The organism is Enterococcus sp. AZ009 (assembly GCF_050548785.1).
Lineage (GTDB): Bacteria > Bacillota > Bacilli > Lactobacillales > Enterococcaceae > Enterococcus_D > Enterococcus_D entomosocium.
The window spans coordinates 1,526,437-1,550,446 of sequence record NZ_CP172960.1 but is presented as its reverse complement, the minus strand read 5'-3'; the positions used below and the strand labels follow the sequence as shown (position 1 = coordinate 1,550,446).

Genomic DNA, 24,010 nt, shown 5'->3' with positions numbered 1-24,010 from the left:
CTCCTTTCATGGTTTACAATAAAGCGTCTAATCCTGCCTGATTGCTTAAAAAGCTTGCTTCATTCCAAACTTTTAGTTCAAAAGGCAATACTTTTTGTTCATTCGTCTCTAATAAGCTAACGCTGTTATTGACTAATCCACCTTGCTCTCTTAATTCGGCTAATGGTTTGCCTGCAAGCCACTGGATAGCAGCCGTAAAGGATGCCCCATGACCGACGAACAATAATGGGCCTTCATGCTGCATCACCGCATCCATGACGACGGTCTCGATCCGGCTCAATGTTTCTTGGATCGGCTCTCCCTTAAAGGCACTGGGATCGTAGCGATCAAGATGATTACGCAGATCAGTCAATTGTTGAGGATACTTCTCATGCATTTCATCGATAGAACGTCCTTCTAATTCACCAAGTCCGATCTCACGCAGGTTCTCATTATAAATAATTTCAACAGGGTGATGGAGCCTTGTTTGGATCTCTTGGGCAGTTACTTTTGCTCGTAAAGACGTGCTTGAATAAATCTTCTCAAAAGGAATAGCAGCCAGATGATCACCGAGCAGTTTGATCTCTTCATGACTTTCCGGCAATAACGGTGAATCCCCTAGCATCCCTTGAAAGCGGCGCGCTTGGTTCCACTCTGTTTTTCCGTGACGGGTAAAGTATAATTGCATCGAACAAGCCTCGTTTCTTAATCTAGTTTGTCGTTCTCATAATGGTGTGTCAATTCCAGCTGTGGGAAGCCTTGCTGCCGCAAAACTTCATAAATGATCAAAGCAGCCGTATTTGATAGATTTAGGGAACGAACATGCTCATCATTCATCGGAATGCGTAGGCATTTTTCGGCATGCTCACGCATAAAGCTTTCCGGAAGCCCCGTCGTTTCTTTCCCAAAAATAAAGAACTGATCATCATCCGCGGTATAATCGACGTCAGAATACACGCGATTGGCAAATTTCGAGATCAGGTACAACGGACGCTCTCCTAAAAAGTCCATAAAAGTAGCCAAATCTTTGTGATAGGTGATATTGACATCATGCCAATAATCAAGTCCTGCCCGCTTCAATTGCTTGTCATCCGTTGAAAAGCCTAGTGGCTCTATTAAGTGTAAATGAGTATTTGTTGCTGCACAAGTACGTGCAATGTTCCCCGTATTGGCCGGGATCTGAGGTTCAAAAAGAACGATGTGATTCATAGATAAAAACTCCTTTCGATCGGATATTGCCGATCGGTTCTCGCATTGATTTGTGTCTCTGTATCTTGCGTTTTACAATTGATTCTCAATAGCTTCTTCAATAACTTCTATAGTACCATATTTTGGCACGCTTGTTTTTTGAAAAAGACATTTTTTAAGTTGAATTTTGGGCATAAAAAAAAACGTACCAACTCGGTGTCGATCACTGCGAGTCGTTACGTTAGTGAAGCTCTTTTCACTAACTTTTATCAGAACAGGAACCTGATAAAAACCAATGAAAAATGACTTGAGAACAATATATCACTCCCATGGCATGATTGCAAGAGTAAATAACAAAAAAGTTCAAAATATTTTCAGGAAATTTTCGCAATCAACACCTCAACATCAACAGTTATCTGTGCCAAAGGGGTTTGACGCAGCTTTTCTTTCCTTTCCTCCGAAGCCCCCCACTCTAACGGCGACATGGCAAGTAAATCTTGCCGATTTTCTTCAGGAATCGCAAAAACATGCGTTACTCTTTGACGGGATGCGGTGGGATAGTGTTCAAAAAATTTGCTAACGACCCGTTCATTCGAATACTGCTGTTTTGTTTCGTCATCAGGATAAAAAGCGGCTCGTAGTTCTTTTAAATAATCCGCTGCTGGGACGACTTTGATCAACTGGCCACCCTTTTTTAGAATGCGGTTGAACTCCCCGTAATTTGACGGTGAAAACAGATTGAAAATCGTATCAAAGCTCGCTTCAGCAAACGGTAACTTAGTCAGATCCGCCACACACCAAAAAGCGGGTACGTTTTGATTGGTAGCTAGATAGACCCCGTCTTTGGCTATATCAAAACCGACAGCCGCTTGGGTCTTTTCATTGACCATCTGTGCAAGGAAACTACCTTCACCGCAACCGACATCTAAAAGATACTCAGCATCCCCCAAAGCTGCTTTGATAGTCTCAAGGACTGGTGCATACATGCCGCTAGCGATCATACGTTGACGCGGCAAAAACAGTGCTTGATCATAATCTGCTTTAACTTGATGATCCAAAAAGAAAAGTGTGCCTTTCTTTGATAAGTCAAATCGATGACGATTTGGACAAACCAAGCCATTTTCGGTCGGGAAAAATGCTTGGCGGCACAACGGACATTCAAATAAGTGATAATGGGCGTTTAAAAAAAGGCGCCCGCGATCGATTTTTTTTAACATTCAACTTCCCTCATCTCTGCTCTACTTTAGCATATTCTTGTGGTAGAATGCTAGTGGATAGAATAACAAATCAATTGAACACCCATCTATTGGAGGTAAATCATGTTAAAAGAATTTTGTGCAGAAAATTATACCAATATTCCCTTAGCAATCGCCCGAGGTGCCCAACGCATCGAACTCTGTGATAATTTAGCAGTCGGCGGAACAACACCAAGTACCGGCGTGCAAGAAGAAGTCCTGCAATATGCTGGCGAAAAAGGAATACCCGTTATGACGATCATTCGACCTCGGGGCGGTGATTTTGTTTACAATGATACAGAATTGAAAATCATGCATACCGACTTGATCGAAGCAAAAAAATTAGGAACAGACGGCGTTGTTCTAGGTTGCTTAACACCTAGCGGTTGGTTGGACGAAGAAGCATTGGAGCTATTGTTAGAAACTGCAGAAGGCTTGCAAGTTACTTTTCACATGGCATTCGACGCGATTCCTGCAGCGCGTCAATTCAAGGCGATCGATTGGTTAGCTGAGCATGGCGTACAGCGGATTTTGACCCATGGTGGTACTGCAGGCACCCCTATCGAAGCAAATTTCGATCGTCTGAAAGAATTGATCGCCTATGCTGGTGAGCGTTTAAAGATCTTACCTGGCGGTGGCATTTCCTATGAAAATGCCCAACAAGTTGCTGATATACTAGGTGTAAAAGAAGTTCATGGAACCAGAATCGTTGACCTTAACGATTGAGATTGAGGGACACAAAAGAATCACGCAAAGAAACCCCCACAAACGATGGTAACGCATCATTTGTGGGGATTCTTTTTATATGGCTTGCAGTAAGTCGTATTGTGATTGATACAAATGGTGGTACAAGCCTTTTTGTGCCATTAGCTGATCATGGTTACCAGATTCAGCGATCGTTCCCCCCGCCACGTAAAAGATTCGATCAGAATTTTTGATCGTGGACAGCCGGTGAGCAATGATAAATGAGGTTCTGCCTTCTAACAGCTTCAACAATCCTTCTTGCAGCAATTCTTCTGTCTTCGTATCGATACTTGAGGTCGCTTCATCTAAGATCAAAATTTTTGGATCAGCCAACAACGCTCGGGCAAAGGAAATCAGTTGCCGTTGCCCTGCAGATAAAGTGCTTCCTCGTTCTTCGACGACGGTTTGATAGCCGTCTTTCAACTCCGTGATAAAGTCGTGAGCACGGACGATTTTCGCTGCTTCGATGATCTCTTCTTCTGTCGCATCTAATTTTCCATAGCGAATATTCTCTATGATCGTTCCTGAGAAAATAAAGGTATCTTGCAGCATGACCCCCATTTGTGAACGCAGCGATTCCAGCGTCACGTCACGAACATCCATCCCATCTACTTTAACACTGCCTTCATTGACATCATAAAAGCGGCTCAGCAAATTGATGATCGTGGTCTTTCCTGCACCAGTAGGGCCAACCAAGGCAATGCTTTCCCCGGGTTCGATGTGAAAATTGACATCAGAAAGAATGTTTTTGCCTTCTTCGTATCGGAAGGTCACGTGTTCAAAATCAACGGTCCCTTTCATCGTCGGCAATACTTTTGCATCTGGTTTGTCTTCGATATCTGGGACTTCATCCATCGTTTCAAAAATCCGTTCAAGATAGGCTGTTGCTGTAATCAAAGAATTATAAAAATTCCCGATATTGATGACTGGATTCCAAAAATTATTGATATAACTGATAAAAGCGATCAACGTACCTGTGCTGACATCGACACCGATTTGGCGAATGCCGACAAAATAAATCAAGCAAGTCGTAATGACTGAAATGTTTTGCACCCCAGGCCACATGAGAAACTGAATTTTGACAGCTTTCATCCAGGAAGTCCGATAATCATTGCTGACTTCTTGGAAAATCTCTGCATTTTCTTCTTCCCGTGCGAAGGATTGGGTAATCTTGATGCCGGCAATACTTTCATGAATGTAAGCATTTAAATTGGACTGTTTATTACTCAACTCCTGATAGGCTTTGCGCTGGTTATTTTTGATTACCATCACCATGATGAACAAAATTGGCAGCAACGCAAGGGAATATAGGGTCAATTTGAAGTCGATCGCAAACATAAAGATCAAGGTGATGATGACGTTGAAAACATCGGAAATCAAATTGATCAGGCCATTACTCAACAGGTCACTCAGTGTATTGATGTAGTTTACGATGCGGATCAAGATCTTGCCATGGGGCCTTGTATCAAAATAAGAAAACGGCAGCCGCTGCAGATGTTCAAAAATATCAAAGCGCATATCCTTCAAAACATCTTGCCCAATATTCGTGATATGGTAAATACGATAACGCATGCAGACGCCAATAACGATCAAGGTCACTAAAAAGGCAGCTCCTAAAAGCAGCAATTGATTGACATTTTTTTCAGGAATCGATGAGTCGATGGCGATCTTCGTGAAAACGGGCGCCAGCATTCCTGCTAAGTTTGCCAGGATGATCGTAAATAGTACTTTCCCAATGCTTTTTTTATACGGTACGACGTATTGGGACAAACGCTTGAAATCCTTCCAGCTAAATTCCTGGTCTAATTCCTCATCCACATCAAATTTATTTCTCGCCATCGTCTTCACCTCCTGACAAACCTAATTGTTTTTGATACACTTCATAGTATTTACCTCGCAGTTTGACAAGTTCTTCGTGGGTGCCTTGTTCAACGACCCGCCCTTTTTCCATCATCAAGATCTGATCGGCTTCTCGAACGGAGGAGATGCGATGCGCAATGATAAACGTTGTCTTCTCTCCAGTTAATTTCGTTAGTTCTTGTTGGATCTTCGATTCTGTTTCCATATCGACGGCAGATGTCGTATCATCCAAAATCAAGATCGATGGATCTTTCGCTAGAGCCCGTGCGAGGGAGATCCGTTGTTTTTGACCACCAGAAAGTCCGACGCCTCTTTCACCGACAATCGTCTCATAGCCTTGAGGCATTCGAGAAATAAAGGTATCTGCATCGGCGACTACCGCCATTTGCCGAATAAAGCCTTCATCTGCTAAAGGATTTCCAAAAGCAATATTGTCAGAGATGGTATTAGAAAACAAGAAGACATCTTGCATCACCATTGAAATGTTTTCCCGCATTTGTCGCACAGGATACTCTTTGGCATTTTTCCCATCAATGAATACTTCCCCTTCAGTCGGGTCATAAAAACGACCGACTAAATTCACTAAGGTCGTTTTCCCAGACCCAGTTTCGCCTAAAATCCCTAACGTTTGTCCTGGCCCGATGGTGAAGTTGATGTTTTCCAACACATTTTGATCCGGGTCATCTGAAAAGTGGAACGAGACATCTTTGAATTCCACAAACCCTTTGATCGGTTCTAATTTTTCTTGTTGGTGAACCGGTATTTTCGATTCTTGTGCTAGCATTTGTCGAATTTTGATACAAGCTGCAGAAAATCGCTGAACATCGTTGATCAACCAACCGCTCATACGCATAGGGTTATTCAACATCCATAGATAGCCATTAAATGCAACGAGATCACCTAATGTCATCTCCCCATTGATTACGAAAATTCCGCCTAAGACTAAGGCAATGACTGACAAACTTCCTGCTAAGCCATCAAGCCATGGCAGATAAGTGCGGGAAACTTTGGCAGATGCCATGTTGCGGGTCTTAAAATCTTCGTTGTAGGAGCGAAATTTTTCGATCTCAAAATTTTCACGAGCAAAAGCTTTCACCACCCGATTGCCACCAATATTTTCTTCTACCATTGAGTTCAAGCGCGAAAAGCTCTCACGAATATCAAAAAACAGTGGGTGTGCTTTTTTAGACATGCGATTCGTCAACAGAAAAATGATCGGTGTGACAGCCACCAATGCCAACATCAATTTCCAATCAATAAAGCTCATGACCACCACCGCAGAAAAGAACCACAAGATACATTCAGCGATATTATAGGTCACCCAAGAAACAAAGTGGCGTATGGCATCAGTATCCCCGGTCATTCGTGCCATAATATCTCCAACCCGTGTGTGATTAAAAAAGTCGAAATCCAATTCCTGCAGTTTCTGATACAAGTCTTCCCGTAAATCGTATAGCGTATTTTGTCCGACCCGTTCAAATAAAATTTGATAACTATAGCGGACAATGGTGCGAATGACGGTCGTTGCGATCATGATCAACAGTAATGGAATCAATAAGTGCGTTTTTTGCTGATTGATGACATCATCGATCACCATTCCTCCCAAGTACGGATTAACAATGATCAGCGCTGCATTGATCACTAAAAACAGGATCGCCAATATGATTTTTCCGCGGTTCTTTTTGGCATAGCGCCAGATCCATTGTGTATTACTCATCTAATTCCCCCTCTCGTTGTTAAGCTTAGCGTTTTGAAAAGCGATTTGAATGGTTTTTCTTACTCATTTTGATGTAAAATATTAGTAAGAAGCACCATTCCCTTTTTTTATCGGAGATGGGCACCCAATTGGAGTGAATCAGCCATGAATTTAGTTAACCCTCGAACCTTCAATCCCGAAATCATCTATCTCTTTGACCCATGGACGCAAGCAGAAAGTCATGGAGAAATGCACCATCATGACTTTTTAGAAATCAGCGTCTTGTTAGAAGGAGAAAGTACGTATTATTTTGAAAAAGAACCAGCGAAGAAAATTCGTGCTGGCAGTGTCATGCTTTTTAATCCTGGTGTCGACCACTGCGAGTTACAGCCTAAAGGCACTCGCTCCCACCAGTTGCATATTGGACTGAAGAATATTTCCTTGGAAGGATTCAAGCGAAATTTTTTCCCCAACAAGCACCCATTGTTAGAATTAGGCAAATACCATCATCAAGTTTTGGAAAAAGCGTGGCAGTTGGTGCGAGAAAGCAGTGAAGAGCGGGATGAGTTTCAGTTGATGCAAAAAGCTGTCTTGATGGAGATGCTCGTCTATATTTTACGCGGACTAAATGAAGACCACATCAATGTCGTTCCTTACCTTTCCAAAAGCCAAAGAAGACAACAACAAATCGTCAACTATACCGTCTATTATTTGGAAAATCATTATAAAGAAGAAATCACCTTGGAAAAACTGGCACAAGATCAATTTCTCAGCCCGACGTACCTTTCCAAGATTTTTAAAGAAGCGACAGGGGTCAGCCCCATTAACTATTTGATAGAAATCCGCCTAAAACGCGCCAAAGACATGCTAAAAAATGACAACCTCACGATCAAGGAAGTCGCCTCTGCAGTTGGCTATCAAGATGCCTATCACTTTAGCAAGTCTTTTAAAAAACTTTATGGCGTCTCTCCTTCTGGGGTGTTGCCAAAACAAAAAAATTAAAAAGCAAGCCAATGATTCTTCACTCGAAGAAAAATCATCGGCTTGCTTTTATTTTTTATTCATTGAATAAAATAGTTCATAAAAAGACTGGCAATATTGAAATAGATCAAAACACTGGTCAAATCACTGAGGGTCGTAATAAACGGACCGCTCGCCACTGCCGGATCAAACCCAAGCTTATCCATTAGCATCGGAATCAAACTTCCCGCTAAGTTGGCTACTGTGATGGCACACATCATAGCCATCCCGATCACAAACCCTAGAATCGGATTTTGTTTCCAGACAGCCACAATAGCAAAAATCGTCAATCCGGTAATAGCTCCTGTGAAAAGTCCTGTCAGCACCTCACCGACCACTGTTTTCATAAAGCTATTTTCTTTATCATCATTGATCGCCAAGCGGCGTACGGCTACCGCTAAAGATTGGGTACCGGCATTGCCGGCAGTTCCGGTGATCAGTGAGATAAAGACGGCGAGAATACTTGCTTCACTAACTAACTCTTCATAATGGCTGATTAAACTGGCGGTTGCCATTCCGAGAAAGAGTAAGGTGATGAGCCAAGGTAACCTTCTCGAAGAAGCTTTGATCGGGTTTTCACTGACTTCTTCTACATTGACCCCTGCCAAACCCGAGTAATCACTGGCTGCTTCATCATCGATAACGTCGATGATATCATCGACGGTCACGATCCCTAATAGGTGATCGTCATAATCGGTGACTGGCAATGCGAGAAAGTCATAATCCCGGAAGGTCTGAGCGACATCCTCTTGGTCATCTCCAACATGAACCGACATCACCCGCTCGTTCAAAATATCAGCAATCATGGTATCTTCATCATTGATGATCAAGTCTCTTAAAGAAATAACGCCCACAAGTTTGTTGTCGGTATCCACGACGTAAATATAATAAATCGTCTCAGCAACATCTGCGGCATTTTTTAAGACATACATCGCTGAACGAACCGTTTGGTTGGCAACAATGGAAACAAACTCGGTTGTCATCAATGATCCAGCTGTTTCATCTTCATAATGCAATAGTTCTTTGATCTCGCTAGCGGCTTCAGCAGTCATCAGACTCAAATATTTGGCCGTTTGTTTCTTGTCCAATGTATTCAGTAGATCGACAGCATTATCGGTATACATCTCTGCTAACATCGTTGCAGCATATGCCGGCCGCATTTCTGAAAGATAGTCCACCATGTTTTCATCGTCTTCTTCAATGACGTCAAACATGTCTGCCAATTCTTTCGGCGATAGATACGTATAGACGATTTGTCGATCGTCTGCTTCTAGAGATTGGTAGAATTGACCCTGCTCGTAGATATGCAGATCCAAGAATGCCTCACGAAATCCCTGGATATCATTGTCTTTTAGTGCTTGATTCAGTTGATCAAATCGTTCGGTTAATTCTTGATTTTCATCCAATCTCTTCACCTCATTTGTTATTGCTTATCGATAGCTGAACAAACAGCGGCCATGTCTGCAGGTAAAGGCAGTTCAAAAGCCAACGGTTCATTCGTAAAGGGATGCTGGAATTGCAGCTGACAGCAATGAAGTGCCTGTCGTCTGATCCCAAAAGCCATTGGTCCCCCATACATCTCGTCTCCTAGTAAGGGACAACCGATTGCAGAAAAATGGACCCTTATTTGATGTGTCCGGCCTGTGTGTAGTTGAATGTCGACTAATGCGCAATCTGAATTGCGCTGTTTTAGCCAATACTCCGTACGTGCCTCTTTTCCTTCTTCACTGACCTTGCGTTTCAAAAGCGAGGTCAGGTCCCTAGCGATAGGCAAATCGATCTCGCTATGGGCGGATAATGCGGAAAGATCTCCCGCAACGAGGGCTTGATATTTTTTAACAACTTGCTTCTTCCGTAACTGGCTATCCAGCTTCGCATGGGCAAAGCCGTGTTTTGCAAAAAGCATCAATCCTGATGTGTCACGGTCTAAGCGAGTCACTACATGGATCACTTGATCTTCATAGTGTTGCGCTTGATAGTAGGCCTTGACTCGATTGGCCATCGTGCCAGTCGGATGATATTGCGCAGGAATCGATGAGATGCCAGCCGGCTTATTCACGATTAACAGATGGGCATCTTCATACACAATCTCAATAGGTGTCGGATCAGCCAGCATCGTTTCATGTTCCCCTTCAGGAGGAATTACAATAGTTACCCTATCATTTTGCGCCAAAGAAAACAAGACGTTTTGCTCGTGGTCGTTCACAAATATCTTTCCGCCTTGAAATTTTATTTTCGCTAGCAGACCTTTGGATACTCCTTGTTCCTTCAAAAAATATTTGACTTGCTGCCCTTGTCCGGTATATTGATACGTAAATTCCATGAGTTTATTCTTCTCCAATAAAGGAATCTTTGACACGATTCCAAAAATGCATATGCCGATAAGACGCAAAATGAATCCGTTCATCGGCAATCCGGTAATAGATTGCGTCGATTTCTTCTTGCTCGATGGTAAATTGATCAATCGTCACTAAATAGTCGGTACTTTGTTGCAGTTGCACTTTGACCCACTCGTGATGACCCACAACGATCGGTGATCCAAGTGTCCGAAAGACGCGATTGTTCAAAGAAGCAATCTCTGCTAATTGAAACGCATTGATACTTGGGTGCAATACTGCCCCACCAACACTTTTGTTATAGGCAGTTGAGCCGGTTGGCGTTGAGATCGAGAGGCCATCCCCGCGAAACTTTTCAAAGAGGTCTTCTTTAATAGAAATATCGGCAACCATGGTGCGATTGCCGCGTTTGATCGTTGATTCGTTCAATGCCAGGAAATGCTTGTCTGGTTTGCCATTTGCATAAGTGATTCGGACATCCAATAAAGGATAACTGACACTCTTTTGATGGTCATTGCATAAAGACTCTACCAATTCATCCAATTCATAGTCACGCCAATCTGTATAAAAGCCGAGGTGTCCCGTATGGACCCCTAAAAATTGTACTTGGTCTAACTTATGGTTGAACAAGTGAAAAGCAGAAAGAAGCGTACCATCTCCACCAACAGAGATCACTAATTCAGGGTTCTCTTGATCGATCTTGTTTTCAGACTGCTCCAGGAGGACAGTTAAACGCTTCGTCACTTCTACTGACTTGCTTTCTTGATTATGGACGATTGCCACGCGGATGCCTTTCATTCTGATTCCTCCTTCGGCAACTTGGGCGTGTCATGTCCGCCGCGTTTGCCTTTCCCATGAGAAAACAACCGCTGTGCCTCTTGGATCTCTTCACGAATATTAGACATCTCTTCATCTAGCTGGTAGGCTGCTTCTGCCGAACGTCGTAGTCGCTCGCTAATTTCATCGGGAAATTCCCCTTGGTATTTGTAGTTCAATGAATGTTCAATCGTTGCCCAAAAGTTCATCGCCAGTGTACGAATTTGTACCTCTGCTAAGATAATTTTTTCTCCATCGATCAATTGAACTGGATACTCGATCACCAGATGATACGAGCGGTAACCACTGACTTTTTTATTGGTAATATAGTCACGTTCAATAATGACTTTCATGTCTTTACGTGTCCGCAACAGTTCAACGACTTGGTGAATGTCTTCCACAAACTGACACATGATTCGCAAACCGGCGATGTCAGACATTTCTTCTTCAAGACGATCCAGTGCGATTCCTCGTAATTTGCTTTTTGTTAAAATGCTATCTACTGGCTTGACACGCCCCGTGACAAATTCAATGGGAACATGTTTGTTTTGTTCCCGATATTGTTTTCTTATGCCTCTTAATTTTACTTTTAATTCTGAAACCGCCTGTTCATAAGGCGCTAAGAATTCTTCCCAATCTCGAATCATTCTTCTCCCTCGATTCTGTTCATAACATACCTCTTATTCTACCATACTCTTGGAATAAAACTGAATGGACAGAAGTGCAGAAACAAAAGATTTTTTTGTCTGCCCCAATCGTTTCCGCTTTTCTTTGTTTAGTTTCTTTGACGGAATAGCTGAAACAGCGTACACTATGTTTGCAATAGAAAGAGAGTGAAAATAAATGGTCGAACAAGTAGAGATTGAATATAAAACAATGTTGACGGAAAAAGAATACCACCAGTTGCTTGCTTATTACAAATTGTCAGAAAAAGCCTTCAAAACGCAAACCAATTATTACTTTGATACGCAAGACTTTAAACTGCGAGAAAAGCATTTTGGCTTACGCATTCGCACGACTCCTACCAATGCAGAATTAACGCTAAAGACCCCCATTGAACACGGTCTGTTAGAAACGACTGATCCTTTGACAATCGAAACCGCAGCGTCATTGATCGCGTCAGAAAAAATTTTAAAAACAGGTGTGGTTGCTCAACGCTTAAAAGCAGCGAATATCGAACCTGATTCATTACACATGATCGCAGCATTAAAAACGAAACGGGCGGAATTTCCGATCAATGAAGGATTACTTGCTTTGGATGAAAGCTGGTATGGTCAACAGCATGATTATGAGTTAGAGCTAGAAGTCAGTGAGCCAATTCAAGGAAAACTTGCCTTTCAATCGTTATTGCATTCTTTTGGTGTTCCTTACCGACCAGCAAAAAACAAGATCATTCGAGCCGTTGAAGAAAAATCATTGTAGGATGCCCTTTTGCTTACTTTTTTCGCGTTTTTTTGCTATATTTAATAAAACATACTTATTTTGTTTTTCAAGTTACTCAAGAATCTTAATTGGGGAGAGATTCAAATGATCGAACTTTTTTTATTTATTAATCCGATTGGGCCTATTTGTTATGATATCGAAAAAGAGATTCTCAACAAATTAAACACGAGCCGCAAAAAAATCCATTTGCAGATCCTGCCTTTCGTTAACTTGTTTTCCGTAGGTGTTTCAATGGACTATTTGTCCATGAATAAGGCGGATTTGGTCTTGCGAAATGAACAGACCAACCAAATCTATGCTGCGTCATTGGATTATAAAGCAGCCCAGTTGCAAGGAAAAAAAATTGCTCGGGATTTCTTATTGAAATTGCAACAACGGATAGGGATCGAAAACCAGGAATATTGTGACACCTTAGTGAAAGATCTATTTTCAGAAACGAATGGTGATTTAGAGATGTTCCTAGAAGATCGTACATCTGAGTTAGTGAAAAAGAACTTTGCCACCGATCAGAGGGTAGCGAAAGACATGGGCATCACGATCACACCTTCTGCTGTGGTGTATGATTTTTCAAGTGAAGAAGAATATGGGGTCCTTTTAGAAGGATCAGAGGAACTGAGAAGTCTTCCTCTCGTCTGTGGTACAGCAACAGAACTCGATACATTTATGCAAAAAGCTCAGTCTTTGAAAGCACCAAAACTTTCCACTATTCATGAAATTGATCGAGGGTTGATTCTTTTATGAAACCCTATTCAATAGCGACGCTGCGCAGCGAGCCAAACGATGATCTTGTGTTTGGCTCGCTGCGCAGCGTTTTTCATTGCGGGAGGAACAAAAAAAACAAACCAATCCTTTTCGGACTGGTTTGTACTCTTTTCAATTATGCTTCGATTTCTTTTACGAGTTCTTCCAATTCATTCAAGCGTTGCTCAAATACTTTCATTGCATCTTCAATATAATCTGCTTTCGTCATATCTACGCCTGCTTTTTTCATGACTTCGATTGGATAATCACTACGTCCGGCTTTCAAATAGTTCAAATAGTTAGTTAAGGCATCAGGTTCGCCAGCTAAGATTTTCTTCGCCAAAGCAGAAGCTGCCGAAAAACCAGTTGAATATTGGTAAACATAGTAATTGTAATAGAAATGCGGAATGCGTGACCACTCAAGACGAATCTCCGGATCTTTTTCAACTGATGGTCCGTAGTATTTTGCATTTAACTCGGCATAGTTCTCGCTTAAGAATTCACTGGTCAACGGCGTTCCTTTCGCATCTTCCACGTGCATGAAGTGTTCAAACTCGGCAAATTGCGTTTGACGGAAAATCGTTCCTTTGAAGCCATCAAGAAAATGATTCAAGACATAGGCTTTGACCCGCGGATCAGTCTCAGTCTGAAGCATGTATTCCGTTAAAATATTTTCATTCGTGGTTGAAGCGATTTCTGCTAAGAAGATCGAGTAATCCCCATAGGCATAAGGCTGGTTACTCCGTGTGAAGTAACTATGCACACTGTGTCCCATTTCATGAACGAGGGTAAAGAGTTGATCCAATCGATCATTCCAGTTCATTAAGATATAAGGCAGTGTGTCATAAGCACCTGAAGAATAGGCACCACTGCGTTTGCCTTTGTTTTCAACGACATCGATCCACCGATTGCTGAAGGCTTCTTCAACTACAGCTAGATACTCTTCCCCTAATGGTTTTAACGCTTCTTTCGCTTTTTCGACTGCTTCTTCATAGGTATAGCGAATCGGTGCTTCCCCTAAAATCGGCGTGTACACATCATACATATGAAGCGTGTCGACAGCCAACAGGCGTTTTCTTAATGCCATATATCGGTGTAATAATGGCAAATGCTGATTAACGACGTCCACTAAGGTATCATAGACACTTTCAGGAATATGATTGGCACTCAAAGCGGCTTGGCGTGCCGAGTCGTATTTACGGGCTTTGGCTTTAAAGTTGTGGGCTTTGATATTCGTACTTAAGGTTTGGGCAAAGGTATTGCGGAATTGCTCATAAACGCCATAGAGACCTTTAAAGGCCGCTTCCCGAACAGACCGATCCGTGCTTTCCATCAACTCACCGTATACACCATGAGATAGCTGTACTTTTTCCCCGTTTTCATCTTCAACTACTGGAAAATCCAAATCAGCATTGTTTAAAACAGAAAAAATGTTGCCGGATGCTCCAAAAATTTCGCCTGCTCCGGCCAATAGCGCTTCTTGATCGGCAGGCAAAACATGGGGCCGCTCGTTAATAGTTTTTTCGATCATATGACGATAAACAGCTAGTTTCGGTTCTTGATCGAAATAGCCCCAAATCGTTTCATCGGACATCGTCAATAACTCGGGATCAAACCAAGCAACGGCTTCACTTACTTGCGCAACTAAACTGCTGGCTTTCGCATATAAGCCTTGATAAGTCGTATTAGCGGTATCTTGATCATTTTTCAAATGACTGTAAACATACAGTTTCTCTAAACGGCGAGAAAGATCTAAGACAAATTCTAAAGCGGATAGGAAGGCTTGTGGCCCATCTGCTAAAGTGCCTTGGTAACTGCTAGCTTCTTTGAGCTGTGCTTGGATTTCTTGAAATTCTATGTCAAAAGCCGTATCATCGGCATAGATTTTCGTTAAGTCCCACGTTTTTTCGACTGGAATCGATTCACGTGCTGGTAATTGTTTTGTTTCTGACATTCCCTTCACTCCTTGTTCATTGGTTAAAAATATCTTATCACACTTTTCAACGAAACCAAATCATTGGCTTGAAAAAGAAACCGAATTTTCTAAATATTGGCATTCTTGAAAGATTTCTCTCAATATTTCTCTTTGATCAAGCAAAGGAAAGCACCATTGCCAATGCAGCTTCCTCAACTGAATCAACCACTGTTCAAAACTAATGGGACATTCACTTAAATAGAGAAAGCGAAAAATCAGTATGTGGTGTTCAAATAAAAAGCCAAACCGACTTTCACAATAGCACCAAAGAGGCAACTGTGAGACATTCCCATTCAACGGGTATACTATTTCTTGAATCTCTCTGATTTTAGGCAGTCTGTTTCGCAGTTTTCGAATCACCCACAAACGATAATCGACCGCTACCCATTCAATAGAATGGTGGGTATCTGATTCATCTGCTTCGTACAAAGGTCGAAGTGTCTCTTTCCTGTATGGCTCCCCTTTTTGTATAGCGCTTCGTCGACTGATTACCCCTTCTTGATAGTGCCATTTGATTTGGTGCAGCCGCACCAATGCCTGATTTCGCGTATCAATGAGCCACAAGCAAAAGCCAGTAGACTGATAAGTACAGCAGGCTTTTGCCAAAAGCGACCAATGGCGTTTCGGATACATTTTGGTCCCTAGGATCCACCAAGGCTGATAACCATTTGCTAAATAAGTGCTGGTTCGTTCCAGAAATCGTGAAAACTTGAGTGAAGAACACTGGACTTCAACGGCAATATTTTTGTAACAGAGATCAGGTCGCTGCTGAAGTTGCGGCAAGTAGGCTTCAAGTTCAATATCCATCTCTTGATACCATTCAAACAAAAGTTGTTTTGCTTCCAAGTGCTCCTTCGTCTCGCCTTCACTGTATGTCTGACAATCAGTGGTGGCTTGATGGGCAAAGTGGGATTGTCGCTTAAGTCCTTGCCTCAAAATCACTTCTTTCTGACAGCCTGGGCAATAAAAAGGGCCCGAGGATTTCTTTGCCCCTTTCGCTAGGATGACTTCTTTTCTTTGGTTCAACGCTTTCAACATCTGGCTCACCTCAATAAGAGGTACGCCAGATTCGTCAAACACAATTAAAAAAGCCAAAAACATTGTCAAAATGTCCTTGGCTGGAAATGATTTTCATTCATTAATCATTCTTGAAATAGAAACGAGTCAATTCAAGTGCATCGTTTTCCATGATCAACTCACCGTATTCTGATAAAACTTCGGGCGTCACTGAAGTCCTTTGGGCAAATTCCATCAAATAAGAAAGTGCATTTTCCACTTCAATATCAGTAATATCTACATCCATAAATCGAATTTCAATATAATAATGATTGCCCATTTGGTAAAGATTGGTTGCAACGGAATCCAAATATACTTCGGATGCCAATTGAATCATATCTTCGAATCGCAACAACTCGAATACAAAACGATTGCCGATTTCTTCTGCTTGCTCTGACTCTTGTAATTGAGCCGCTACATGTTTTTTCAACATATCGGTAATGTCTTCATTCGCTTCATCGTTCATCTCATCAAAATTTTCCATTCCTTCTGGTGGAAGATTTTTGCTAATAAACAATTCTAACCCATCGCCTTTAGGCAAGACTTGGAAAGTTACAGCTTCACTGCCTTTAAATTCTTCGTCAATATCAACTTCTTCAAGAATACTGTAAAAGAAGTTTTCAATTTCATTGTGATTTCCTAGAAGGTCAAGAAAAGTGATGCCTCTCGCAGCTAAGTCTTCACTTTTGATCAATACACGAATGGTGTTCTCATTGATATGTTCCATTTCCATATTAGCTACACCTCACTTTTGCTACTCACTATAGGTTCATTGTATCGAAACCTGATAAAAAGTAAAGAGAAAACGAATATCCTCTTAAGAAAAACGTAAAAACTCAAAAAAAGACTCACTTTCTACGAGAAAGCGAGTCGATGAAGTCAAATTTATAAGCCTGCCATTAATTGCGCTTGTCTTAGTTCCAGTTGGCGAACATCCCTAGGTAAGAACCGACGAATTTCATCTTCGTTAAACCCAACTTGCAATCGTTTTTCATCGATCATAATTGGCCGACGCAATAATCCTGGATTTTCTTGAACAAGTGTCAATAAATCTTTTAGGGGCAGGTCATCTAGATCCATATTCAACTTTTGGAATACTTTGGATCTGGTGGAAATAATTTCTTCTGTGCCATCTTCTGTCATTTGTAGAATTGCCTTAAGCTCAGAAATATTTAACGGTTCTGAAAAAATATTTCTTTCAACAAAAGGGATTTCGTGCTCTTGTAACCACGCACGAGCTTTGCGACAAGATGTGCAACTTGGGGAAGTGTATAGTGTCAACAACGTGCATCTCTCCTTTTTAATTTTCAATCAAGCAAGTCCTGTTCCCTCGCTTGATTTCAATTATACAGGTTTAACTAAAAAAAATCTAGTCTAAATCTCATATTTTTTAATAAAACTCGAAAGTTATATTAAAAGCGAAACCTTTTAGGCAAAAGGTTTCGCTCAAAAAGTTTATTTTTAAATGAGAAAAATCAAATTTTTTTTTAATATTACTTCTTTTATACAACAGTGTGTCAAAGGTGTATCAAAAAGATGTCAGAATATTAAAATACTCTTTTAGTTGAATCCCGCGTTTTTTAATTTCCCCTCTGTAATTACATGTGTAATCAAAAAAATGGAGAAAAAAACCAAGTCCATGGCTCAATCGTTTTCAAAGGAAAAATTTCACGATCCCTTGTTGCCTTGGAAACGACAGGGCTACAATAAAAATATATGTTATTTTTTCCAGAGAAGATTCTCAACCAATGTCTTCATTCTTGATTCCATTGTATCACATTCCTTTTTAATCAGAAAACCATACAAGCATTTCTGTCATAATCGACAATAAAACAGTAGGAGAAATGAATATCTGCTTATAAATGAAAAGGGTTTCTCACAAAAATTTAGTGAAAAACGATCAACCTAAGAAACCCGTCTTTTATGCTTTTTCCTGACAAAGTATAAAAAGACTAGTGTTTTCTTGGATTGATCGTTCATTTCTTTCTTCTAAGGGAGAGAAGGTTCTCCATCACGAGCGAATTGCGCATCATGCAATGCGCGATAATGTCCCTTTTTCGCCATCAAATCTTCATGGGTCCCCTCTTCTAAGATGCCTTTATCACTAACGACAATGATGCGTGTCGCATGTTTGATCGTTGCGAGGCGATGGGCAATGATCAAGGTTGTACGGCCATCTGCCAAAGAATTCAATGACTCTTGAATCACTTGCTCGGTTTCCGTATCCAACGCTGATGTTGCTTCATCTAATATCAAAATCGGCGGGTTTTTTAAGAACATCCGAGCAATCGCTACCCGCTGCTTTTGACCACCGGATAATTTGACTCCTCGTTCACCGATGACCGTATCTAACCCATCCGTCATTTGATCGATGACCTTTTCTAAGTGTGCTAATTTGACTGCCTTTAAAATCTCTTCTTCTGTTGCATCAAGTTTGCCATAAGCAATATTTTCTCGAATCGTTCCCGGGAAAAGAAAGACATCTTGCTGCACAGTCCCAATCTGCTGACGTAAAGAAGCCAGGGTCATCTCCTGAATATTGATGCCGTCAATCGTAATGGCGCCTTCAGTGACTTCATAAAAACGCGGCAACAAGTTGCATAACGTGGTTTTCCCTGAGCCACTTTGCCCGACGAAGGCGATCGTCTCGCCAGCTTTGATCGATAAATCGATGTGATTCAAGACTTTCGTCGCATCCGCATAGGAAAAAGAAACATCTTGGTAGACGATATCCCCTTTTAATGATTGAACAGCCCGTGCCCCTGGTTTGTCTTTGATCGTCGGTTCTTTATCCAATTCTTCGGTCAATCGTTTGAAGCCAGCGATGCCTTTCGGATAGCTTTCAATCATCGTATTGACCTTCTCAATTGGTCTAACAAAGACATTCGATAATAAAATAAACCCAACAAACTGGCCATTCGTCAGTTCACCACGAATCACGTAGTAAGCACCAAAAATCAGAGCAAACAAGTTGATCAAGCGAATCAGAAAGTAATTATACGCTGAACTGATCGCCATTACCTTATAAAAAAGGATCTTCGATTGCCGATAGATTTCGCTCAATCCATCAAAGCGCTTATGTTCGAACGTTTCATTAGCAAACGATTGGGTCACTCGAATGCCGCTAACAGATGCTTCCACTCCGGCGTTGAACTCACCGAGGTTGTCATAGATCTGTGTATTGACTTTGGTCATTTTCTTATTGAAAAAAACCAAGGCAATCGTAATCAATGGAATCAACGCAAATGTCGCTACCGCTAATTGAACGTGCATATTCAACATCAATAGGAATGCCCCCACCAAAGTCATAATGGTGATAAAAACATCTTCTGGCCCATGGTGAGCGACTTCAGAGATTTCAAAGAGATCCGTGGTCAAGCGACTGATCAGCTTGCCGGTCTTTTGATTGTCATAATATTCAAAAGATTGGGTCTGCAGATGTCGAAACAGTTCTTGACGCATATCTGTCTCAATATTGACCCCAAGTTTATGACCATAAAAAACCACGATATATTGCAACACAGTATTGATCACATAAAACAAGAACAAGCCTAAACAAGCCAATAGTATCAAGCGAAAGTTGTTCTGGGGCATGATCTTATCGATTACTTGGTTGACGGCAACGGGAAAGGCCAGTTCTAATAAACCAGCAAATACCGCACAAGTAAAATCTAGCATAAATAGTGACCGATACGGTCGATAATAACGAAAAAACCTTTTTAACACATTTCCCCCTCCTCAATAGCTTTCATTATAAGCAACTCTTTGAAGAAATGCAAAATGAGAAACATGTGAAAATGGGTAAAATTCACTATAATTTTGAAAACCTATCAAGACGCGGATTTCTAAAAACAGTAAATAAAACCTTTATTTCACAAGGTTTTCCCCCTTTTTTTTAGAGTCATAATGGCTTATGATTGATTCGAAAACAAACTGAAAATTTTCACTAACTCTGAAAGGCGTGTCTCTTTTGATCACTAGTATTCTTTTTGATGTCGATGATACCTTATATGACCAGCAACAACCATTTCGTAATGCCATAACCTCATGCTTTCCAGAAATTGCCCGCAAGGACCTAACCGCTCTTTATTTGCGTTTTCGCGTACATAGCGATGAACAGTTTGGAAGGGTATTGGCGAATGAATGGACGCTGGAGCATTTTCGTTATTACCGGCTGACTCATTCTCTAACGGACTTAGGTTATTTCCCTATTACTATGGAAGAAAGCTGCCAGTTTCAGCTGTGCTATGAACAAGAACTAGATGCTATCACGCTACATCCGGAAGTTGAGTCAACCTTGAGTTATTTGTCCAAATTGCCAATCAAATTAGGAATTATTACTAACGGTCCCACCGACCACCAACAAAAGAAGTTGAATCAGTTGCAACTGACTCGATGGATCAAACCAGAGCATATGATCATTTCACAAGCAACCGGTTATCAGAAACCAGAGCTAGAAATTTTCCAATTGGCAGAAACCGCCTTTGCTCTTGATCCAGAAACAACACTGTACGTAGGTGACAACTTTGATAATGATGTAGTGGGCTGCAAAAAAGCCGGTTGGCAAGCCTTGTGGTTCAATCATCGTCTTCGTCAGGCGCCTAATGGATTGGAAGATTTACCCGATGTGTCGATCACTGCTTTCTCGCAGCTCCAAGAAAGTATTGACGCCCTCTTGCAGCTTCCTGCATACGCCTATAACTAAAAAACATGGACCTTCGCTTCAAGCGGGTCCATGTTTTTTTGAATGCTTAATGTTCTTCGCCGATACTCAAAATTAAACGAATATCTTCTTCGGTCATTTGTTGAAGCTGGGTTTCATTGCCTTGAATCACTTTTTGGAAAAGCTCACGTTTTTCTTGTTGCAATGCATCCATTCGTTCTTCAATGGTTCCTTCGGCGATCATTCGCCAGACTTCGACTACATTTTTTTGACCAATCCGATGGGCTCGTCCAGCGGCTTGTTCTTCCACTGCTGGGTTCCACCATAAATCGTATAAAATCACTGTATCTGCACCAGTCAGATTTAGTCCAGTTCCTCCTGCTTTTAATGAGATCAAGAAGACATCTTTTTCGCCACTATTAAAAGCATTGACCATCGTCAAACGATCTTGCGGCGGTGTGCTGCCACGCAAATAGAAGGATTCAAACCCTTCCTGGGCTAATTCTTCTTCAATAATCGAAAGCATACTGGTGAACTGAGAAAATAGCAGGACACGACGGCCATTTTCTTTGGCTGCTAAGAGTAAATCTTTGACCTGCTCAAGTTTCCCAGAAGACCCTTCGTAGTCCTCCACGAATAATCGAGGGTCACAGCAGATTTGCCGTAGACGAGTCAAGCCAGCTAAAATACTGATCCGATTTTTGCGGAAAGACGTAGAATCCATTTGCGCGATTTCTTCTCGCATTTGTCGCAAATACGCCAAATAAATTTTCTTTTGTTCCTCTGTTAGGACACTGTAATAATTTGTTTCCAGCTTTTGCGGCAAATCATGTAACACAGATTTTTTATCTCTTCGCAAAATGAAGGGTTTGATCATTTTTGCAATTTCTTGTGTAGACAGTTCCTTAAATTTCTGCTTGTTGGGGAAAAAGCCTGGCATAATCATTTGGAACAAGGACCACAATTCTTCTAAATTGTTCTCGATCGGTGTGCCACTGAGGGCGAACCGCTGCGGAACTTCCAAGGATCGCAATGCCTGTGCCGTTTTGGTCGCGCTGTTTTTGACCATCTGTGCTTCATCTAAAATCAAACACGATAACTCTAGTGCTTGATAGGCATCAATGTCCTGACGCAAGCTTGCATACGAAGTAATTCGGACATCCGCTGATTGCGCCATCTGCGCTTCTCGCTCTTCTTTCGTTCCACTGATGACAGTCGCTGAAATTGAAGGTGCGAACCGTTTGATTTCTTGCTGCCAGTTGAATGTTAGACTGGCTGGTGCCACGATCAATGCATTCAATTTTTGATGCTCTTGTTTCTCAGAAAGCAAATAGCTAATGGTTTGGACGGTCTTCCCTAACCCCATTTCATCAGCAAGAATACCGCCAAATTGATAATGGCTCAACATTTTTAGCCAACGAAAGCCAACTTCTTGGTACTGCCGCAACTCAGCATGCAAGTTGTCTGGCAACTGTGCCTCAAAGTTTTCTGGATGGATCAAATCTTCCGTCATTTGCTGAAAACCTGTACTAAAACTCGCTTGATCGGCAAACTGTTCTTGCAGTAATAGCCCTTGATTCAATGGGACTTGGATTGCCCCGTTTTTCGTATCTAACGAGAGCCGTAATTTTTTGAGGGCAGCACTTGCTTCTTGAAACTCTTCCGACTCCAGCGAAAGAACTTGACCATTTTCTGTGGTATAAAATTGCGCAGATTGCAACAGACTCCGCAAAACATCGTTGATCTCTGATTCTTGAATGCCGCTAACATCAAACTTGATATCCAACCAAGAACCATTCTCTTCAATCACGATTTCTGGTCGATGATGCTGGGCATCAAGGTAGAGTTCCCGCAGCTTCTTGCCGATCCGCACTTCCCCTAATTGTCTCAAGACCGGGATCTCTCTCGTAAAAAAGGTATAGAGTTGCTCGCCTAGTGGTAGATTTTTTTGCCAATTTTTGCTGCTGGCTTGATAGCCAAAGGTTTCAATAATGGCTTCGATCCGTGCTTCTTGTTGGAAATCACGTAAAATCTCTGGATGATTTTCTGGCATGTATTGATGTTTTTCATCACTTGAAAAAACGACTTCTCCATAAGTAAAATCAACTTGTAGATCTACTTGACCTTTGATTTTCCGCAAGGAGAAAACTGCTTTCAATTCAGATTCTTCGATGTCATTTTGAACCTCAGGAGCCACTTGGACACGCCCAATTTTTCGCAAATAAGGCAAAACTTTCATAAAGAGATTCGCCAGCTCTTCTTTTGGATAATCAATGATTGGCTGTTCAAAACGTTTAAACAGCTGCTGCATCGTGACATAGATCTCCTTTTGCTCGACAGTCAATTCATAAAATGTTCCGTCCAACAGCCCCCAGTTATAATAACTAAGTAAGTGGTCGAAGTCTTTTACGAACTGCAGCGGAAAATGATCCGCTTCTTTTGTAACTGAAAACGTCAATGGTTCCCCCGATTGGAAGTCTACTTGGCTGACCTTGGTTTCACCAATGGTGATTTGCGTGTAGACATCATTGAATTGCAATAGCAGTTCCTTGCCGAATTCAACGGGCAGCAGCAAGTATTTTTTGTCAAGTTTGCCATTGATTTGAATGCCCGCTTGCCCCATTAATTGTTGGGTTTGCGCGATTCCTGTCAATCGATTCAATAAAGCTCGATTTTTCTCATCAAAAGCATCCGCAGAAAGCAAAAAGGTCTGTTGCTTATTGGTCGCATAGTGCTTGTTCTCTTGATACATCTGTAAAAATTTATAAATGTTTTTGACGACATAGGTCCTGGCCGTGCCGCGATGCCCGACCTTCAAAGAGACCCCTAAAATATCCATCTCTTGGTGATAAGGATTTGTCGCAATCGTATCTACCCGAAATTCAATCTGTAATGGTTTACTCGCTTCCTTTTCGCTGTCTAAGCGAGCAAAACCATTGGAAAACATCTCTGAAGCAGAAAAGGCTTTTTTGATGGGGGTTTGTTCATTGATTTTCCGTGTTTTTCCTTGTTGGCGTAAATAGAGTTCGACGGCCACCGTATGTTTGCAATAATGATGTTCTTCCCAATAGGGACATTGGCAATAATCCACTTCTTTGGCAGTAGCATCCAAAGTAACTAAATATAATTCTGTTCCGAGTACTTCTGCATGCCACACATTTTTTTCTTTATCCGGGGTCACAGACAGGACACGGCCTTCATTAAGATACGTTCTCCCCCGCTCGATTACTTTTTCTGGAATACTCCACTTCATAAGAG

At 41.6% G+C, this 24,010-nt stretch carries 20 protein-coding genes; 5 read left to right on the top strand and 15 right to left on the bottom strand.

The window, feature by feature from the left end; all coding sequences use genetic code 11:
* Window positions 1-13 precede the first annotated feature (13 nt).
* The 3 genes from IGJ74_RS07390 to IGJ74_RS07380 form a co-directional block, all read right to left on the bottom strand.
* Window positions 14-667 carry a histidine phosphatase family protein gene (locus tag IGJ74_RS07390; RefSeq protein WP_016621323.1) on the bottom strand — a complete coding sequence of 218 codons (654 nt, stop codon included), beginning with the start codon at window positions 665-667 and terminating at the stop codon, window positions 14-16.
* 17 nt (window positions 668-684) lie between these two features.
* A complete protein-coding gene (trmL, locus tag IGJ74_RS07385; RefSeq protein ID WP_008379765.1) occupies window positions 685-1,188 on the bottom strand; it encodes a tRNA (uridine(34)/cytosine(34)/5-carboxymethylaminomethyluridine(34)-2'-O)-methyltransferase TrmL in 504 nt (167 codons plus the stop codon).
* Window positions 1,189-1,541: 353 nt separating this feature from the next.
* A complete protein-coding gene (locus IGJ74_RS07380) occupies window positions 1,542-2,384 on the bottom strand; it encodes a methyltransferase domain-containing protein (RefSeq protein WP_016613256.1) in 843 nt (280 codons plus the stop codon).
* A 102-nt stretch (window positions 2,385-2,486) separates the two neighbouring features.
* Here IGJ74_RS07380 and IGJ74_RS07375 point away from each other — a divergent pair, with 102 nt between their 5' ends.
* Window positions 2,487-3,128: a copper homeostasis protein CutC gene (locus IGJ74_RS07375; protein ID WP_218193323.1), complete on the top strand. Its 642-nt coding sequence runs from the start codon at window positions 2,487-2,489 to the stop codon at window positions 3,126-3,128.
* Between the two features lie 75 nt (window positions 3,129-3,203).
* Here IGJ74_RS07375 and IGJ74_RS07370 read toward each other — a convergent pair whose 3' ends face one another.
* Together IGJ74_RS07370 and IGJ74_RS07365 are read right to left on the bottom strand one after the other, a co-directional pair.
* Window positions 3,204-4,985, bottom strand: a complete 1,782-nt coding sequence (locus IGJ74_RS07370) for an ABC transporter ATP-binding protein (protein WP_016621320.1) — start codon at window positions 4,983-4,985, stop codon at window positions 3,204-3,206.
* Entirely contained in the window at window positions 4,972-6,723 is a 1,752-nt protein-coding gene (locus IGJ74_RS07365; protein ID WP_061053974.1) for an ABC transporter ATP-binding protein, read from the bottom strand. The genes IGJ74_RS07370 and IGJ74_RS07365 overlap by 14 nt, the downstream gene beginning before the upstream one ends.
* A 144-nt stretch (window positions 6,724-6,867) precedes the next feature.
* Here IGJ74_RS07365 and IGJ74_RS07360 point away from each other — a divergent pair, with 144 nt between their 5' ends.
* Window positions 6,868-7,704 (top strand): AraC family transcriptional regulator, encoded by an 837-nt coding sequence (locus IGJ74_RS07360; protein ID WP_218193324.1) that lies wholly within the window; start codon window positions 6,868-6,870, stop codon window positions 7,702-7,704.
* A gap of 59 nt (window positions 7,705-7,763) precedes the next feature.
* Here IGJ74_RS07360 and mgtE read toward each other — a convergent pair whose 3' ends face one another.
* Genes mgtE through IGJ74_RS07340 form a run of 4 tightly spaced genes read right to left on the bottom strand, consistent with a single transcriptional unit; the run spans window position 7,764 to window position 11,521 of the window.
* Complete coding sequence (mgtE, locus tag IGJ74_RS07355; protein ID WP_005229714.1) at window positions 7,764-9,128, bottom strand: magnesium transporter; 1,365 nt, start codon at window positions 9,126-9,128, stop codon at window positions 7,764-7,766.
* Between the two features lie 17 nt (window positions 9,129-9,145).
* The gene (locus IGJ74_RS07350; protein WP_034872214.1) at window positions 9,146-10,045 is read right to left on the bottom strand and encodes an RluA family pseudouridine synthase; all 900 of its coding nucleotides are present in this window, start codon (window positions 10,043-10,045) and stop codon (window positions 9,146-9,148) included.
* A gap of 4 nt (window positions 10,046-10,049) precedes the next feature.
* Window positions 10,050-10,847 carry an NAD kinase gene (locus IGJ74_RS07345; protein WP_301280263.1) on the bottom strand — a complete coding sequence of 266 codons (798 nt, stop codon included), beginning with the start codon at window positions 10,845-10,847 and terminating at the stop codon, window positions 10,050-10,052.
* A 5-nt stretch (window positions 10,848-10,852) separates the two neighbouring features.
* Complete coding sequence (locus tag IGJ74_RS07340) at window positions 10,853-11,521, bottom strand: GTP pyrophosphokinase (RefSeq protein WP_005236729.1); 669 nt, start codon at window positions 11,519-11,521, stop codon at window positions 10,853-10,855.
* 196 nt (window positions 11,522-11,717) lie between these two features.
* Here IGJ74_RS07340 and IGJ74_RS07335 point away from each other — a divergent pair, with 196 nt between their 5' ends.
* The gene (locus IGJ74_RS07335; protein WP_218193325.1) at window positions 11,718-12,296 is read left to right on the top strand and encodes a CYTH domain-containing protein; all 579 of its coding nucleotides are present in this window, start codon (window positions 11,718-11,720) and stop codon (window positions 12,294-12,296) included.
* A 105-nt stretch (window positions 12,297-12,401) separates the two neighbouring features.
* Window positions 12,402-13,058, top strand: a complete 657-nt coding sequence (locus IGJ74_RS07330) for a DsbA family protein (protein ID WP_034878650.1) — start codon at window positions 12,402-12,404, stop codon at window positions 13,056-13,058.
* 136 nt (window positions 13,059-13,194) lie between these two features.
* Here the strand turns inward: IGJ74_RS07330 and pepF are convergent, their stop codons facing one another.
* The 5 genes from pepF to IGJ74_RS07305 all read right to left on the bottom strand — a co-directional run bounded on the left by pepF (window position 13,195) and on the right by IGJ74_RS07305 (window position 19,815).
* Window positions 13,195-15,012 (bottom strand): oligoendopeptidase F, encoded by a 1,818-nt coding sequence (gene pepF, locus IGJ74_RS07325; RefSeq protein WP_218193326.1) that lies wholly within the window; start codon window positions 15,010-15,012, stop codon window positions 13,195-13,197.
* A 60-nt stretch (window positions 15,013-15,072) separates the two neighbouring features.
* Complete coding sequence (locus tag IGJ74_RS07320; protein ID WP_042890434.1) at window positions 15,073-16,071, bottom strand: competence protein CoiA; 999 nt, start codon at window positions 16,069-16,071, stop codon at window positions 15,073-15,075.
* Window positions 16,072-16,171: 100 nt separating this feature from the next.
* Window positions 16,172-16,822 carry an adaptor protein MecA gene (locus tag IGJ74_RS07315; protein ID WP_016621314.1) on the bottom strand — a complete coding sequence of 217 codons (651 nt, stop codon included), beginning with the start codon at window positions 16,820-16,822 and terminating at the stop codon, window positions 16,172-16,174.
* A 152-nt stretch (window positions 16,823-16,974) separates the two neighbouring features.
* Window positions 16,975-17,373, bottom strand: coding sequence for a transcriptional regulator SpxA (gene spxA, locus IGJ74_RS07310; protein ID WP_003127030.1), 399 nt, complete (start codon window positions 17,371-17,373; stop codon window positions 16,975-16,977).
* Window positions 17,374-18,078: 705 nt separating this feature from the next.
* Complete coding sequence (locus tag IGJ74_RS07305) at window positions 18,079-19,815, bottom strand: ABC transporter ATP-binding protein (protein WP_005236757.1); 1,737 nt, start codon at window positions 19,813-19,815, stop codon at window positions 18,079-18,081.
* A gap of 244 nt (window positions 19,816-20,059) precedes the next feature.
* Between IGJ74_RS07305 and IGJ74_RS07300 the strand changes: the two genes are divergently transcribed.
* On the top strand, window positions 20,060-20,794 hold the full coding sequence (locus tag IGJ74_RS07300) for an HAD family hydrolase (protein ID WP_042890425.1): 735 nt from the start codon (window positions 20,060-20,062) through the stop codon (window positions 20,792-20,794).
* 46 nt (window positions 20,795-20,840) lie between these two features.
* Here IGJ74_RS07300 and IGJ74_RS07295 read toward each other — a convergent pair whose 3' ends face one another.
* Complete coding sequence (locus tag IGJ74_RS07295) at window positions 20,841-24,005, bottom strand: DEAD/DEAH box helicase (RefSeq protein ID WP_016621311.1); 3,165 nt, start codon at window positions 24,003-24,005, stop codon at window positions 20,841-20,843.
* Window positions 24,006-24,010: the final 5 nt, after the last annotated feature.